The organism is Shewanella baltica (assembly GCF_900456975.1).
GTDB classification, from domain to species: Bacteria; Pseudomonadota; Gammaproteobacteria; order Enterobacterales; family Shewanellaceae; genus Shewanella; species Shewanella baltica.
Genome location: NZ_UGYM01000002.1, coordinates 1,221,436 through 1,237,930 on the forward strand (window position 1 = coordinate 1,221,436; position 16,495 = coordinate 1,237,930).

The following is a 16,495-nucleotide window of genomic DNA, read 5'->3' on the forward strand; positions in this document are numbered from 1 at the left end:
GATAATGAACATTGGTTTAATTACGATACATAGAACAAATAATTATGGTGCACTAATGCAAGCCTTTGCAACGCAGCATGCATTAAAAAAATTCGGAAATGTGGAAATTATTGATTATAGAAATTGTTTGACTGAAGATAGTTTGAGTTATATACGTTTTTCACCTAGCTTTAGTGGTGTTAAGTCTTTTTTTAAAGATATTCTAAGAGTTTTTCCTAGAATAAGAGCCATTAATGCTGTTAATTCATTCATTAATGATAATTTCAATTTAACCGTAAGTGTTGATTCTAGTTCTATTGATGAAATTGATCTTGATCGCTTTGATATTTTTATTTGCGGGAGTGATCAGATATGGAACCCACAATGCATATCTCCTGATGGGAAAATTGATGAAGTTTATTTTTTATCTTTTTCAAAGGATAAGCATAAGCTTGTTTCGTATGCATCAAGTGCAGGAGCACACAAATATAATAAATTAGAATCTCATCAGGTTAAAAAATTATTGTCACGTTTTGAACATATAAGTGTTCGAGAAAGTGAGCTTTCAATAAGATTGACTGAAATGTTAAACAAAGAAGTTGCTCATGTTTTGGACCCTACATTACTATTGACCGCTGCTGAATGGAAGGAGCATTTATGTAATGCTGCAATGACTTCAAGATGTCTTCCTGAAAAGTATATATTAGTGTATACGGTTCCAAAAACAAATTTATTAAAAGATGCTATTATTCGTGTTAAAAAGAAATTAGGCTACAAAGTCATTTCTATTGATCAAGGGTTGTATACTTCATCGAGTGTAGATATGCAAATTCGAGATGCAACTCCAAATGAATTTATTAGTATCTTCGAACGAGCAAGTTTTGTTATTACTGATTCATTTCATGGCGTTTGTTTTTCAATTAATTTTAATAAAAATTTTATGGCAGTTAGTCCAGGTATTTATAGTAATAGAATTGATAGTTTGTTGAAATTGACAAATTTAGAGAACAGATCTGTTGGAACCCAAAATGATATTGATACATTTGATTATGATGTTTATTCACTTGAGGCAGTAAAGTTATTAGAGGGAAAAAGAATTGAATCACTTCAATTTTTAGAAAATGCGTTGATGAACTCAAATGCAACTAAATAACTCTAAATTTTTTTTAGTAAGTCTTTTAATGCTACTTTTTTTACCCTCTTTTCTTAAAGTAGCATTGAATGCTTCATCAATGGCGCTCGGTGTAATTTTTTGTTTTTCAATTATATTTCCATATTATATTGTTTTTTTACATAGATTAGATATTTTTTATGTAAAAAAACTTCTCTATATTTCTATTTTATTTTCATTTTTGTATATTCATTTTTTATTGTCAATTTTGCTTGGGTTAGATTTCGAATTTAAAAATTTAACCACACTTTTTTTGATTTTATTTTTGTTCTTGACATCTATATTTTATTCGAATTTGTTTCTTTATGTAAATGAACAACAGCTTCTGAAATATATATATAGGTTATTATTATTTATAATATTTCTTGGGATATTATCTTTTTTATTTAGATTAAATTCTCTTGGATATTCTATTTATTCAAAATCTATTTTTCCATATAGTGAGCCTAGCCATTATGTAACAACACTCGGTTTCTTGTTTGTGTTTTGCTTTCTTATAGCAAAAAAATCTTTATTACCCATAGTAATATTAATTTATTTGTTAGTATTTAGCTTGTTCAAACCAAGTAGTTTAGGCTTGATATATTTATCCTTCATTTTATTTTTTTTGACGGTGAGATTGAGGTTCTGGTATTCATTAGTAGTGATATTGATTTTTTTTGTGATGATTCTTTTTATTTTTTCAATAGAAAGTACAAATTTAAACTATTTTATCTCTCGCATGACATTCTCATCTGATTCTACAAACTCGACAGCTCTTGTCTTTTTACAAGGATGGGAGGATTCATGGAATACTATTATTAATCATCCATTTGGATTAGGTTTGCAGAATGCGAAACTTGTAGAATCTGGGGATATTGGATTAAGAATTTATGAAATCACAGGGAGATTTGTAAATAAAGATGGGGCATTTCTTGCTTCAAAATTGATCGTAGAGTTTGGTTTACTTGGTTTGTCACTAGTTATTATATATATCTTCTTTTTTTTCAGGTCACTATTAACTTTGATTAAATATTCAAAGCATAAAACTTATTTCGATCTAAATTTCGATAGTTGCATTAAGGTTGTTTTTTCAAATTCTATCATTGTTACTTTTTTTGTTGAAATGTTTGTCAGGGGCTATGGTTATTTTTCACCAAATGTATTCTTACTTCTTTTTGCTATGATATCTACATTTTCAAAGTCAAATAATTTTTCAATAGGTTGTATCAATTATGCAAGGAAATAAAACATCAGTTTTGGTCTTCGCTCCTCACTTTTCACCAGCATTTAAGGCAGGTGGAGTGGTTAAAACACTAATCAGATTTATCGATATGCTTAAGCACGACATATCTTTTACTATTATTTCATCAGATAGAGATATTGGTGATACATCGAGTTTTAAGGAGGTGAAAGTAAATCGGTTGATAAGTAAAGATGCTTTTTCCGTGGCTTATAGTAATGGTTTTTTTTGGTATTTTTATTTTATATGTAAAATTATTTTATTTAAAAGAAGTAAATATGACTATATTTATTTGAATGGTCTTTTTTCATTAAAATATTCTATCATCCCCTTGGTGGTTTTTAAATTTCTTTTGCCATCAACAAAAATTGTTTGTGCTATTCGTGGTGAGTCATCTGATTCTGCTCTGGCTAAATCAAATTTTAAAAAATATATTTTTTTAAAATTCATTAATGCATTTGGATTATATAAAAATATAATATTTCAAGCAACGTCAGAATCTGAGCGGAGTGACTTTATAAGCAATATCTCAACAGTTTTTAAAGATATTTATTTAGTGCAAGATCCTGTGTCCATGCCCTTGACAACGATTAGTAAGATTCACTCTTCTAAAAATGAACTTAATAATGTTTTGACTATAGCTCTTATAGGGCGCATTTCAGCTGTAAAAAATATTGATTTTGCACTGAAAATATTGAAATTAGTGAAGTCAGAAGTGGCTTTGAGTATTTTTGGCCCGATAGAGGACTATGAATACTGGGAAGTATGCCTTCGAATTGTAAAAACCTTACCTAAAAACGTTACAGTTATTTATGAGGGGGCTCTTTCTCCTGATGATTTATATACTCGGCTTTCCAGTTTTGATTTGCTGCTCCATCCATCAAAAGGGGAGAATTTTGGGCATGTAATTTACGAAGCCTTATCATTAGGAGTCCCTGTTTTGATCAGTGATAAAACTCCTTGGGTCAATCTTGAAAAATTAAATATTGGATGGGATGTTTCTTTAGGCCAACCCGATAAGTTTGCATATTATATCGATGCATATTCAGTTCTTGAACATAACATTCGTAATGAGATGAAAAATTCTGCATTAAAGTATGCATATAAAATATATAGTAATTCTAGTGTCAATCAAAATATGAACCTTTTTTCTTGGTAGGTAATTTTATTATGTTTAAGCAAAAAATACTATTAATTACTGGCGGTACCGGTTCATTCGGTAACGCAGTACTAAATCGTTTCCTCGATACTGATATTGCTGAAATTCGTATTTTCAGTCGGGATGAAAAAAAGCAAGATGATATGCGCAAAAAATATAATCATCCTAAGCTTAAGTTCTATATCGGTGATGTGCGCGATTATAACAGTATATTAAATGCTACTCGTGGTGTGGATTTTATTTATCATGCTGCGGCGTTAAAGCAGGTGCCGAGTTGTGAGTTTTACCCAATGGAAGCGGTTAAAACCAATGTGCTTGGCACCGAAAATGTCTTAGAGGCCGCTATTGCTAACCAAGTTAAGCGAGTGGTGTGTTTAAGTACCGATAAAGCGGTTTATCCAATTAATGCCATGGGTATTTCTAAGGCTATGATGGAAAAGGTGATAGTGGCTAAATCGCGTAATGTTGATCCTGCAAAAACAGTGATCAGTGCAACGCGTTACGGTAACGTCATGGCATCACGTGGTTCTGTTATTCCGTTGTTCTTACGTCAAATCATTAATGATCAAGCTATCACAGTCACGGATCCCAATATGACTCGCTTTATGATGACGTTGAATGATGCCGTTGATCTCGTTTTACATGCCTTTGAACATGGTTCGAATGGTGATATTTTTGTGCAAAAAGCCCCCGCTGCTACGATTGATGTTCTTGTAAAAGCATTGCTAAAAATCACTGATAAACCTAATCATCAAGTTAATATCATTGGTACCCGTCATGGTGAGAAGCTCTATGAAGCTTTATGTAGCCGTGAAGAAATGTTTGTCGCTGAAGATCAAGGCGGTTATTACCGTATTCCGTCTGACAATCGTGACCTAAATTACTCTAAGTACAATGAGGAAGGCGAAAAAGATTTGTCTGTTATTGAAGATTACAATTCACACAATACTGAGCGTTTAGATGTGGATCGCATGGTCAAGCTGCTTCATAAGCTAGATTTCATCGCAGATATTGAGGCCGGTAGCCTAGTCGTTCCCGAGGGCGTGTAAATGAAAATTGTTGTCACTGGTGCAAAAGGTTTTATTGGTAAAAACCTCTGTGTCATGCTGCGTGAGCATGGCCATCAAGGCATTGTGGAAGTCGATCGTGAAACATCTCGAGAAGAGCTTGCACAGTTTCTCAGTGAGGCTGACTTTGTTTATCATTTAGCTGGTATCAATCGCCCAAAAGACGAAACAGAGTTTCAACAAGGGAATGCAGACTTAACATGCTTTATTACGGAGCAACTGAAACAGTTTGCTAAACCAGTGCCCTTGGTTATTAGCTCTTCTACACAAGCCGAACGTGATAACGCTTATGGGCAAAGTAAGCGTTTAGCAGAGCAAGCGGTTGAACAATATGGTATAAATACAGACGCCTCTTATTATATTTACCGATTTCCGAATGTTTTTGGTAAATGGTGTCGTCCAAACTACAATTCTTTCGTGGCCACTTTTTGTTACAACACGCTTAATGATTTAGATATCAGTATTGATGATCCCTCGGCTCCAGTAACTTTGGTTTACATTGACGATGTTTGTCATAGTTTAATTTCGCTTCTCGACGGTTCCTCAGGTAGCGGTTTTAAGCGTGTATTGCCGGAGTATCTAACCACAGTGGGTGAGGTTGCCGATCTATTAGGTGCGTTTAAAGATAGTCGTGATAGTTTGATCACTGAAAATGTGGGTTCTGGTTTGTGTAGAGCACTTTATTCCACTTACCTTAGCTATATGTCACCAGCACAATTTAGTTATGCCATTCCTAGCTATGGTGATGAGCGTGGTGTTTTTAGTGAAATGCTAAAAACTAAAGATGCTGGACAATTTTCGTTCTTTACTGCTCACCCAGGTATTACTCGTGGCGGTCATTACCATCATACAAAAAACGAGAAGTTTCTTGTAGTTAAGGGAAAAGCACTATTCAAATTTGAACATATTGTGACTGGTGAGCGTTATGAGTTGCAAACTGAGAGTCGCTCTCCTCGAATAGTTGAAACGGTTCCTGGTTGGTCACATGACATAACTAATATTGGTGATGAAGAAATGATCGTAATGCTGTGGGCTAATGAGATCTTTGATCGTGAGGCTCCCGATACGTTTGCCAAGCCATTATAATTATTCTAGAGAAAGCAAAATGAAAAAATTAAAAGTCATGTCTGTCGTTGGTACGCGCCCTGAAATTATCCGTTTGTCCCGTGTATTAGCAAAATTGGATGAGCACTGTGAACACATTTTGGTTCATACGGGGCAAAACTACGATTTTGAGCTCAATCAAGTGTTTTTTGACGATTTAGGCGTACGAAAACCGGATTATTTCTTGAATGCGGCAGGTAAGAATGCTGCAGAAACCATCGGGCAAGTGATAATTAAAGTTGATCAAGTTCTTGAAGAGGTGCAACCAGAAGCGATGCTTGTGCTTGGTGATACTAACTCTTGTCTCTCTGCTATTCCTGCAAAACGTCGTAAGGTGCCGATTTTCCATATGGAAGCAGGTAATCGATGCTTTGACCAACGAGTACCTGAAGAGACCAATCGTCGTATTGTCGACCACACGTCCGATATTAATCTTACGTACAGCACTATTGCCCGTGACTATTTGTTAGCTGAAGGTTTACCTGCAGATCGTGTCATTAAAACCGGTAGTCCTATGTTTGAGGTGTTAAATCACTATATGACTCAAATAGATGGATCTGATGTTCTTGCTCGTTTAGGTTTACAGAAAGGTCAATTCTTTGTTGTTAGCGCGCATCGTGAAGAGAACGTCGATTCTCCTAAACAACTAATTAAGTTAGCAGAAACGTTAAATCGGGTTGCTGAGCATTACAATCTGCCTGTCATTGTCTCAACACACCCACGTACTCGTAATCGAATTGAGGTACAAGGGTTAGAGTTTCACCCAAACATTCAATTATTGAAACCACTTGGTTTCCATGATTACAATCACCTGCAAAAAAATGCAAAAGCTGTGCTTTCTGATAGCGGCACTATTAACGAAGAATCTTCAATCATGAATTTCCCTGCGTTAAATTTACGCGAGGCGCATGAGCGACCAGAGGGTATGGAAGAAGCATCGGTTATGATGGTCGGTCTTGCGGTTGAGCGTGTTATGCAAGCTTTGAATATTTTAGAGTCTCAACCTAGTGGTGATGAAAGATTGCTAAGAAGAGTTCAAGATTACAGCATGCCAAATGTTTCAGACAAAGTTGTGCGAATAATTCATTCTTATACCGATTATATTAACCGTGTTGTTTGGAAGATGTATTAATGCGGATTCTGTTTATCAGCCAGTTGTTTGACCCTGAGTACTCAATTAAAGGTTTGGAACTGATGAAACATTGGGTTAATCAGGGGCATGAAGTCGAAGTATTAACAACTTTCCCTAATTACCCTACTGGCAGAGTATTTGATGGTTATAGTGTTAAGTTTAAAAGTACTGAACTGTCCGGTGGCGTTAAGATTACTCGTCTTTGGTCGCATATTTCTCACTCAAAATCAAAACTGTCCAGAGCGACAAGTTATTTAAGCTTTACTTTTATGGCGTTATTCGCTGCTTTGCTTGGTAAAAAAGCAGATCTAGTTTATACCTATCACCCACAGTCTACGACAGGTTTAATTGGTATTGCGATGCGGGTAATACGTGGGACACCTTATATTACTGATGTGCAAGACTTATGGCCTGATGCATTGATTGCAACAGGGATGAATAAGAAAAGCTTTATTGTAAAATTAATTGGTAAGTGGTGCGATGTTATTTACCGGAGTGCATCGCAGGTGATTGTTTTATCTCAAGGTTATAAAGCTGCCTTAATAGATAGGGGCGTTAGACCTGATAAGGTGACTGTCGTTTATAACTGGTGCCCTGAAGAGAAGTTAATTGACAAAGTATTAGTGCAACAATGCCAAATTAATCACTTGACGACAAAGCCTGCCCATATATTGTATGCCGGAAATATGGGAGCCGCTCAGTCATTAAAGACATTGATAGATGCTGTTTCTACTTTTAATCGAGATGACGTTCAGTTGACTTTGATTGGTGGTGGCGTTGAAAAGCATGATCTTCAAAAATATATTCTTGAGCTTAACATTGCCAATGTTGATATTAAAGATTATGTACCTCCTAACAAGATTTTTGCAGTACTGTCAGAAGCAGATGTTTTAGTAGTTCATTTACGTGATGCACCATTATTCAAAATAACGATACCGTCTAAAACTCAATCATCCTTAGCGATGGGAAAACCTATATTAATGGCAGTTGGTGGTGAAACTAACGCATTATTAGAGTCTGCAAATGCTGGGGTGACTGCTGAACCAGGCGATGTTAACTCTATCATATTAGCGATCAAAAAGCTGTTATTAAAACGTGAGCAGTGGGGTGATATGGGGAATAATGCGCGTGATTTCTATTTAAAGAATATGTCGATGTCAATTAATTACGCGAAGCTCGATAGTGTGTTAAATATGGCTGTAGAAAAAAAATGATCATAAGAGATGCAACGCAAGAAGATATATCAAAAATAGTGGAAGTTCATATATGCCTTCCAAGGTTTTTTCTTGACAACTCTAGGCCGTGGATTTTTAACAAGGCTATATGAAGGTTTTCTATTTAAAAATGATGGGATATTGAGGGTTGCAATTGCTGATGGAGAAGTTATTGGTTTTTCTGCTGGTACTACAACTCCAGAAACTTTTTTTGCTGAGCTTCGGCGTGATAAATGGCTCAGTTTTTTGAGAGCTGCGATACCTGGGCTTATGCTCAATCCTGCTGTAGTTATAAAGAAACTTTATCATGCGCTTTTTTATAAAGGGGATCCTATCGAGTCGCTGGAATCTGCTGCATTGTTAAGCAGTATTGCTGTTGATCCGAGTTGTACTGGAAAATCGATAGGTAAAGTTTTACTAGAAGATTACGAACTCCAAGTTAGCCAAAGAAGTAAGCTTGAATATGTTTACTTAATAACTGATAAGTTTGGCAATGAGAGAGTCGTTAATTTTTATAAGAAGTTACAATATATCCAAGACTCTGAATTCTGCCAGTCAGGCAATAGAGTTATGCTCCGTTTTATTAAGAAAATAATTTAAGAGGCTGTAATGTCTAGAAATTTTTTACCCTTTGCGCTGCCTGAAATAGGTGAAGAAGAAATTAATGAAGTTATTGATTCACTTCGTTCTGGTTGGGTGACTACTGGTCCAAAGGCCAAGCGTTTCGAAGAAGAGTTTACTGATTTTTTGGGGTTAAAAGGGCTTGAATCAATAGCTGTAAACTCTGCTACATCTGGACTTCATCTTGCTCTCGAAGCTGTCGGTGTTGGCACTGGTGATGAAGTAATTGTTCCTACTTATACTTTTACTGCGACTGCAGAAATTGTGCGTTATTTAGGGGCGACACCTATCATGGTTGATGTAGACCCTACGACCTTTAACATGACAAGTAAAAGTTTTGAACAAGCAATCACTGAACGCACAAAAGCTGTTATTCCTGTGCATTTTGCTGGCTTAGCCTGTGATATGGATCCAATTATATCCGTCGCGAAAGAATACGGTATTAAGGTTATTGAGGATGCTGCTCATGCATTACCGACACTCTATAACGGTAAATTGATAGGCACCTTAAGCAGTGATGTTACAGTCTTTAGCTTCTATGCTAATAAAACCATGACAACTGGTGAAGGTGGTATGGTTGTAACTGCAGATCCAGCAATTGCTAAGCGATGCAAGATAATGCGATTACATGGTATTAGTCGTGATGCATTCGATCGCTATACTTCAACGAAGCCAGCATGGTCTTACGAAATTGTTGCGCCTGGTTATAAGTATAATATGCCGGATATTGCAGCGTCTATTGGCATTCATCAACTTAAGAAATTGCCAGCTTTTCAAATTAAGCGTCAAGAAATGGCTGATTTCTATAATGATGCACTTAAAGATTTACCAATTGAATTGCCGGCGTTGCCTTCTGAAAGATGTTCACATGCATGGCATTTATATCCCATTAGATTGAAAGCTGAAGCGAATATTTCACGGGATCTTTTTATTGAAAAAATGTCTGAGAATGGAATAGGCTGTTCAGTACATTTTATACCCTTACATTTACATCCGTATTGGCGTGATACTTATAACTTAACTCCTGAAATGTTCCCTGTAGCACAAGGTATTTTTGAATCTGAGGTTAGTTTACCATTGTACACAAAGATGACTGATGACGATCTAGTACGCGTTGTTTCTGCTGTTAAATTGGTGCTTTCAAATGGCTAAAAGATTGTTTGACGTTGTATGTGCATCACTTGGGATATTTGTACTTATCCCGTTATTTTTGATTATTGCAGTATGGATAAAACTGGACTCTAATGGGCCCGTTTTTTTTCGTCAAGTTAGAGTTGGCCTAAATGGCGTCCCGTTCCGTATTCATAAGTTTCGTACTATGGGGCTAAATTCAGAGTCTGTCGGGCGATTAACCGTCGGTAGCGATCCAAGAGTGACCCGCTCGGGTCAATTTTTACGTAAGTCTAAAATAGATGAATTGCCACAACTTATTGATGTCTTTGTGGGGAATATGAGTTTGGTAGGCCCTAGACCGGAAGTACAAGAGTTTATTGACTGTTACCCAAGTGAGCTTAAACGTGAAGTTCTATCGGTGAGGCCTGGAATTACAGATCTTGCTTCAATCGAAATGGTTGATGAAAATGAAATTTTAGCGAAATATAGTGATTCTAGAAAGGCTTACATTGAACAAATTCTTCCTATTAAACAACAGTATTATGTTAATTATGTGAGAAATAATAGCGTATTAAAAGACATCAAGATTATCTTCAAAACAATTTTCAAAATTGTTCATCGGAAGTGAGTGCAAGCGCTCAAACTCAATTTGAGTTGATGCAAGCTAGAAGTTATAGTAATTTTGCATGTTTTTGGAGATTAAAGTAGGCCTATATGGCCTCTTTATTCTGAAACTAACGCTAGATATTTACCGTTTCCTCGCTCCTTTATCTGATTTGGATAACTGCCTCAGGGGGATTTTATTTAGGCAAGTGAAACATGAGTATTCAAAGACATTTTCCCCCGCAGATGATCTCAGTTGATGAAAGAGCCTACTTACTAGTCTTGTAGATTGCAGAGTTCTCGCAGCAGTATCGAATTGCATTGGGCGCATGAGGTTAATGCTATCGCAGGATTGTTTGATTTTGCTTGGTCTAATCGCGTGTTTTACTCTGCCGGTGGGGAACGGTGCTTCTAGATAGCTATGTTTTATCCCACTTGTTAACGCTAAGTTTGAATTTTTTTAAAGTTAATGCCGTGAAATGTTGTATCCCTTCTAGATTACGTGCTGTTTTGCATTTTAAATCCATACTGGGTGCTATAATGGGGTCCTGATATATCGGGTAGTGTCGAGTCAACGACATTGTAGTTGGTTAAATTATGAATAACATGTCATTGGAGCAAAAGATGGAATTTTTGCAGTTTTTATTTTCGTTAAAACGGTCGCAAAAGCGTGTTGTCAGTGTAGCAATTGACTCTGTTTTTCTGCTGTTTGCCTTTTGGTTTGCCTTGGTGGTTCGTGTTGATCACTTGGCAGTACTAGTCAATATCCAATACTGGGGGCTTATTGCTTTAACAATTCCAGTGAGTATTGCGGCGTTTGTATGGTTAGGGTTGTATCGCGCTGTACTTCGTTATATTGGCTCGCAAGCGTTTACTGCAATTGTTGCGGGTGTTGGTATTTCAACTGTAGCTCTTGTTTTACTTGCCTATTATGGCGGTGTTGATTTACCTCGTACAGTTCCCTTTATTTATGCTGCTTTTGCGTTAGTGTTTGTTGGCGGGGCGCGCTCGCTTATGCGGTCTTTAGTTGGGGCGGGAATGAATCGTCGCGGTGAGCCCGTGGTGATTTATGGTGCAGGCGTTAGCGGCCGCCAAACGGCAATTGCCCTTGCGCAAAGCCATGAGTATCATCCTATTGCCTTTGTTGATGATGATGAAACCTTACAAGGTACTGCTATACAAGGCTTGCATGTACATGCACCGCAGGAACTACGTAAGTAAATTAAGCAAAAAGCCACTGCACGTGTTTTGCTAGCTATGCCTAGTGCTTCGCGTTCACGTAGACAAGAGATTATCAATCTGCTTGAACCACTTACGGTAAAAGTGATGACCTTACCCGCTATGGCAGATCTTGTTAGTGGGGATAAGTTATTTAGTGACGTAAAAGAAGTTGAGATTGAAGATTTGCTGGGGCGTGATTCGGTAACTCCGAGGCAAAATCTGTTGACTGCCAATATTAAAAATAAAGTGGTGATGGTGACTGGAGCAGGGGGGTCAATTGGCTCTGAATTATGCCGGCAGATTTTAAAGCAGTCACCTAAAAAGCTAGTGCTATTTGAGTTATCAGAATTTGCACTTTACTCAATTGAAAGAGAACTTATCGCTACAGCCCAAGAAATTAATTTAAATGTAGAAATTCTACCTATTATGGGGTCTGTACAGCGTGAAAATCGTGTACAAGCGGTAATGCAAGCCTTTAATGTGCAAACTGTTTATCACGCTGCGGCATACAAACATGTGCCTTTAGTTGAGCACAATGTGGTTGAAGGTGTCCGCAATAACGTTTTTGGAACCTTGTATACTGCTAGAGCTGCAATTGCCGCAAAAGTTGAAACCTTTGTGTTGGTATCTACCGATAAAGCCGTGCGGCCCACAAATGTGATGGGTACCACTAAACGTATGGCTGAACTGGCTTTGCAAGCATTATCCAAAGAAGAACACCAAACGCGTTTTTGTATGGTGCGTTTTGGTAATGTACTGGGTTCTTCTGGCTCTGTTGTACCATTATTTCGCAAACAGATTGCCAATGGCGGTCCGGTTACTGTTACTCACCCAGAAATCACCCGTTTTTTTATGACTATTCCAGAAGCATCCCAACTGGTTATTCAAGCGGGGGCTATGGGTAAAGGTGGTGATGTATTTGTGCTGGATATGGGCAAGTCTGTCAAAATTGTCGATTTAGCTGAAAAAATGATTCGTCTCAGTGGTTTTGATGTGAAAGATGAAGTTCATCCAAATGGTGACATAGCAATCGAGTTTAGTGGTCTGCGCCCTGGTGAAAAACTCTACGAAGAATTACTTATTGGTGATGATGTAACAGGGACAGATCATGAGCGTATTATGACTGCTAATGAGATATTCCTGCCTTGGGTCCAATTAGAGCAAATTCTTAATCGCTTGGATAAAGCTTGTCATGAGTTTAACCACGAGGCAATTCGTGAGATTTTGCTCACTGCACCTACGGGGTTTGCACCAACAGATGGTATTTGTGATCTAGTGTGGCAGCAAAAGAAATCATCAAAAATTACTGATGTTAAAGCTAAAGTAGTCACTTTGGTTTCTTAGTTTAAGTTTTTTAAAAAGCCAAATCAGTTCTGATTTGGCTTTTTTCGTTTATTGCTATTTTTAAGGATGAAGTATGTCTAGGAAGTATTTTGGAACTGACGGTGTGCGTGGCAAAGTTGGTACTTTCCCTATTACCCCGGATTTCGCGATGAAGTTAGGTTGGGCTGCTGGCACTGTGCTTGCGTCCACGGGCACTAAAGAAGTGCTTATTGGTAAAGATACCCGTAGTAGTGGTTATATGCTTGAGTCGGCTATGGAAGCGGGGTTTTCTGCTGCGGGCGTGAATGTTGCGCTCATTGGCCCTATGCCGACACCCGCGGTGGCTTATTTAGCCTCTACATTTCGTGCTGACGCAGGGGTAGTGATCAGCGCATCGCACAATCCATTTTATGATAATGGCATTAAGTTCTTTTCTAATTCCGGCACTAAGTTAAATGATACCCAAGAACTTGAAATCGAAGCCTTGTTAGAAAAGGCGCTTAACCAGAATGCTATGCAGTGTGTTGCCTCGGAAAAGCTGGGTAAAGTGCGCCGTATCGATGATGCTGCTGGTCGTTATATTGAGTTCTGCAAAGGCACTTTTCCAAATCATTTGTCTCTAGCGGGATTGAAGATTGTTGTCGATAGTGCCCATGGTGCTGCATACCATATCGCGCCTAATGTTTTCCGTGAACTTGGTGCTGAAGTGATTAGCATCAATGATAAGCCTAACGGCGTGAATATTAATGATCACTGCGGCGCGACACATTTAGATAGTTTGCAAACTGCGGTTATGGTGCATGAAGCTGATTTAGGGATTGCGCTCGATGGTGATGCTGACCGTGTTATGTTTGTCGATCATAATGGCCATGTGGTTGATGGTGATGAGATTTTATTTATTCTTGCCCAGGCAGCCCACAGCAAAGGTGAAATGACAGGTGGCGTGGTTGGTACCTTAATGTCAAATCTTGGCTTAGAGCTTGCGCTTAACCAGATGGAAATTCCTTTTGTTCGTGCCAAAGTAGGCGACCGCTACGTAGTTGAACAGCTTAAAGCGACTGGCTGGCAATTGGGCGGTGAGGGTTCTGGGCATATATTGAGCTTGCAACATGCTTCAACAGGTGACGGCATTGTTGCGTCCTTACAGGTACTTAAAGCTGTTTTAGAGTCCCAGAAGAGTTTGTCTGAGATAAAAGCTGGCATGACTAAACTTCCTCAAGTGTTAATTAATGTGCGTTTAGCCACGGCTGACGCCGATAGCATTTTGGTGACAAGTAGCGTTCAGCAAGCTGTGATTAAAGCTGAGGGAATCTTAGGCGACCAAGGGCGAGTGCTGTTGCGTAAATCGGGTACAGAGCCGCTTATTCGGGTAATGGTCGAATCTACCGATAATCTTATGACGCAGACTCAAGCAGAATATATTGCGGATGCGGTCCGAGCAGCTTAAACCTTAGGGCTATTAAAGCTAACGGTTATACGTGTTCATTCAGGTATTTATATGCTGAATTTTTAAGCCAGAAAGTTGTATACTTTCTGGCTTTTTTATTTTTAACCTTTTTCTTTTTGGGGTAGGCGATATGCGAGTGCTCGTTACCGGTGGTGCAGGCTTTATCGGTTCTGCTTTGGTCCGTATGCTGATTGAGCAAACGACGTGTGTTGTGATCAATTTTGATAAGTTGACCTATGCCAGTGATCTTGAGTCCTTAGCCTCTATTGCCAATAGTGAGCGCTATCATTTTATTCAGGCTGATATTTGCGATAGAGTGAAATTAGATGCCGTATTTCATGATTATCGGCCAGATGTGGTGATGCATTTAGCGGCCGAAAGTCATGTTGATCGCTCAATTGATGGGCCGGCTGAATTTATCCAAACCAATATAGTGGGTACTTATACATTGCTTGAGGCGTGCCGTAGTTACTTTCAAGGCTTGACTGCCGATAAGCAAAAAGTGTTTCGATTCCATCACATTTCCACTGATGAGGTCTACGGTTCACTCGGTGATACTGGACTCTTTTCTGAGACGACAGCTTATGATCCCAGTTCACCTTATTCGGCGAGTAAGGCATCGGCGGACCATTTAGTTCGAGCTTGGCATCGCACCTATGGTTTACCGATAGTTATCACTAACTGCTCTAACAATTATGGGCCTTTTCAATATCCTGAGAAACTGATCCCTTTGATGGTCAATAATGCATTGGCCGGAAAACCGTTACCTGTCTATGGTAATGGTCAACAAGTACGCGATTGGTTATATGTAGATGATCATGTGCGTGCCTTGTTTCTTGTTGTGACACAGGGCAGAGTCGGTGAGACCTATAACATTGGTGGGGCTAATGAGCGTAGCAATCTAGCTGTTGTGTACCAAATTTGCGATTTACTCGAAGAGTTAGTGCCCACTCACGGGCAAGCTTATGGGGTCAATGGTGTTGGTTTTCGTGGCTTAATACAATACGTGACTGACAGACCCGGGCATGATATGCGTTATGCCATTGATGCGAGTAAGATCCAGCGGGAGCTTGGTTGGCAACCACTTGCATCCTTTGATTCAGGCCTGAGAAAAACGATTGAGTGGATAGTGGCTCGCTATTATAAAGCGTAAATTGATTAATATTGCTGAATTTAAGCGTCAGTACCGTAACGAGCGTAGGTAAATTTGAGGTTGATTTTGGGTTGTCGTAGAAGCAAGAACTGCTTTTTATGGTTAACAGGCCGTAATGGTGACGCTAAGTAATTGACTTGGCGCTGTCGTGACTAATTTTATATCTTGCTCTGGTTTAATGATAAGTATGTCGTATGGCATGATCTTGATGCTCTCCCCATTGTGCGCCCATGTCATTGTATCTAAACAGCAGAGTAGTTGAACGATAGGCGCTTCTGTCTTGTTATGGTGTGCATCGATGGCGGTGTTCGATATGGCCGCATGTTTTTCTATAAATATACTATCAAAGCTAAGCCTTTGAGTATGTGCTTTAAATGCATCGCGTTTGGTCATAACATTGAAATCAATAACATTACTGCCTAATAATTTGCTTGTTATTGAGGTTTCGCCTGCAAAGCAGAATGCACTGTCTATAGGCGTGAGTTGTTTATACTCAGTTGTATCTGTGTCTCCCTGTATCCTTTCATCTCCCCCAAGGTCATTTATCTGTTTTTTCCCTTCATGGCTATCGATGCTGAGTTCAACACCATCGCCTTCTAGGATGATCAGTTGTCTGTCTATGCCATTAAATAATGAAAAGGGTCCGTTACTGCTAATGCTTGCTATGCTGATCCGATAATCGAATTCAGTAAGTTCTGCATTGATGGGGGAAATAAGTAGCTGTTTTGTGCTCCCACCGCCATTTTTCCATGGCGTTGATGGGCAATCTTGATAGCGGATCAGTTGCGCTTGTTTATCTAAAGTCATTTCTTCGTCTTTGTATTTTCCGCAGTGGCTTAATAACAATGTCGTTTGCTCATCCTTGAGCCTTATATTGCTTCCGTGATTGAGCTGAGTACATTTGATCTTTAGAGGGTTACTGCACGATTTTATAATCGCATAGCGATGCCTCTCTTCAAACAAACA

At 38.5% G+C, this 16,495-nt stretch carries 13 protein-coding genes and 1 pseudogene; 13 read left to right on the plus strand and 1 reads right to left on the minus strand.

The window, feature by feature from the left end; all coding sequences use genetic code 11:
- Positions 1–4 precede the first annotated feature (4 nt).
- The 13 genes and pseudogenes from DYH48_RS05515 to rfbB all read left to right on the plus strand — a co-directional run bounded on the left by DYH48_RS05515 (position 5) and on the right by rfbB (position 15,529).
- A complete protein-coding gene (locus tag DYH48_RS05515) occupies positions 5–1,132 on the plus strand; it encodes a polysaccharide pyruvyl transferase family protein (protein ID WP_147287761.1) in 1,128 nt (375 codons plus the stop codon).
- 679 nt (positions 1,133–1,811) lie between these two features.
- Entirely contained in the window at positions 1,812–2,378 is a 567-nt protein-coding gene (locus DYH48_RS23590) for a hypothetical protein (protein ID WP_147287762.1), read from the plus strand.
- Positions 2,365–3,531 carry a glycosyltransferase family 4 protein gene (locus DYH48_RS05525; RefSeq protein ID WP_115334234.1) on the plus strand — a complete coding sequence of 389 codons (1,167 nt, stop codon included), beginning with the start codon at positions 2,365–2,367 and terminating at the stop codon, positions 3,529–3,531. Before DYH48_RS23590 ends, DYH48_RS05525 begins: the two co-directional genes overlap by 14 nt.
- Before the next feature lie 11 nt (positions 3,532–3,542).
- Positions 3,543–4,580, plus strand: coding sequence for a polysaccharide biosynthesis protein (locus DYH48_RS05530; protein ID WP_115334235.1), 1,038 nt, complete (start codon positions 3,543–3,545; stop codon positions 4,578–4,580).
- Complete coding sequence (wbjC, locus tag DYH48_RS05535; protein ID WP_115334236.1) at positions 4,581–5,684, plus strand: UDP-2-acetamido-2,6-beta-L-arabino-hexul-4-ose reductase; 1,104 nt, start codon at positions 4,581–4,583, stop codon at positions 5,682–5,684. It abuts the gene before it with no gap.
- A 19-nt stretch (positions 5,685–5,703) separates the two neighbouring features.
- Positions 5,704–6,834 carry a non-hydrolyzing UDP-N-acetylglucosamine 2-epimerase gene (wecB, locus tag DYH48_RS05540; RefSeq protein ID WP_115334237.1) on the plus strand — a complete coding sequence of 377 codons (1,131 nt, stop codon included), beginning with the start codon at positions 5,704–5,706 and terminating at the stop codon, positions 6,832–6,834.
- Complete coding sequence (locus DYH48_RS05545) at positions 6,834–8,048, plus strand: glycosyltransferase family 4 protein (protein WP_115334238.1); 1,215 nt, start codon at positions 6,834–6,836, stop codon at positions 8,046–8,048. Before wecB ends, DYH48_RS05545 begins: the two co-directional genes overlap by 1 nt.
- A 72-nt stretch (positions 8,049–8,120) precedes the next feature.
- Positions 8,121–8,648: a GNAT family N-acetyltransferase gene (locus DYH48_RS05550; protein WP_172481155.1), complete on the plus strand. Its 528-nt coding sequence runs from the start codon at positions 8,121–8,123 to the stop codon at positions 8,646–8,648.
- Between the two features lie 9 nt (positions 8,649–8,657).
- Positions 8,658–9,821, plus strand: coding sequence for a DegT/DnrJ/EryC1/StrS family aminotransferase (locus DYH48_RS05555; protein WP_115334240.1), 1,164 nt, complete (start codon positions 8,658–8,660; stop codon positions 9,819–9,821).
- Entirely contained in the window at positions 9,814–10,410 is a 597-nt protein-coding gene (locus DYH48_RS05560; protein ID WP_115334241.1) for a sugar transferase, read from the plus strand. Before DYH48_RS05555 ends, DYH48_RS05560 begins: the two co-directional genes overlap by 8 nt.
- A 599-nt stretch (positions 10,411–11,009) precedes the next feature.
- Positions 11,010–12,950 (plus strand): annotated as a pseudogene (locus DYH48_RS05565) (polysaccharide biosynthesis protein).
- Positions 12,951–13,023: 73 nt separating this feature from the next.
- Positions 13,024–14,376, plus strand: a complete 1,353-nt coding sequence (glmM, locus tag DYH48_RS05570; protein ID WP_115334242.1) for a phosphoglucosamine mutase — start codon at positions 13,024–13,026, stop codon at positions 14,374–14,376.
- A gap of 130 nt (positions 14,377–14,506) precedes the next feature.
- Positions 14,507–15,529: a dTDP-glucose 4,6-dehydratase gene (gene rfbB / locus DYH48_RS05575; protein ID WP_115334243.1), complete on the plus strand. Its 1,023-nt coding sequence runs from the start codon at positions 14,507–14,509 to the stop codon at positions 15,527–15,529.
- Positions 15,530–15,631: 102 nt separating this feature from the next.
- Here the strand turns inward: rfbB and DYH48_RS05580 are convergent, their stop codons facing one another.
- Positions 15,632–16,336 (minus strand): HutD/Ves family protein, encoded by a 705-nt coding sequence (locus DYH48_RS05580; RefSeq protein WP_115334244.1) that lies wholly within the window; start codon positions 16,334–16,336, stop codon positions 15,632–15,634.
- Positions 16,337–16,495 lie beyond the last annotated feature (159 nt).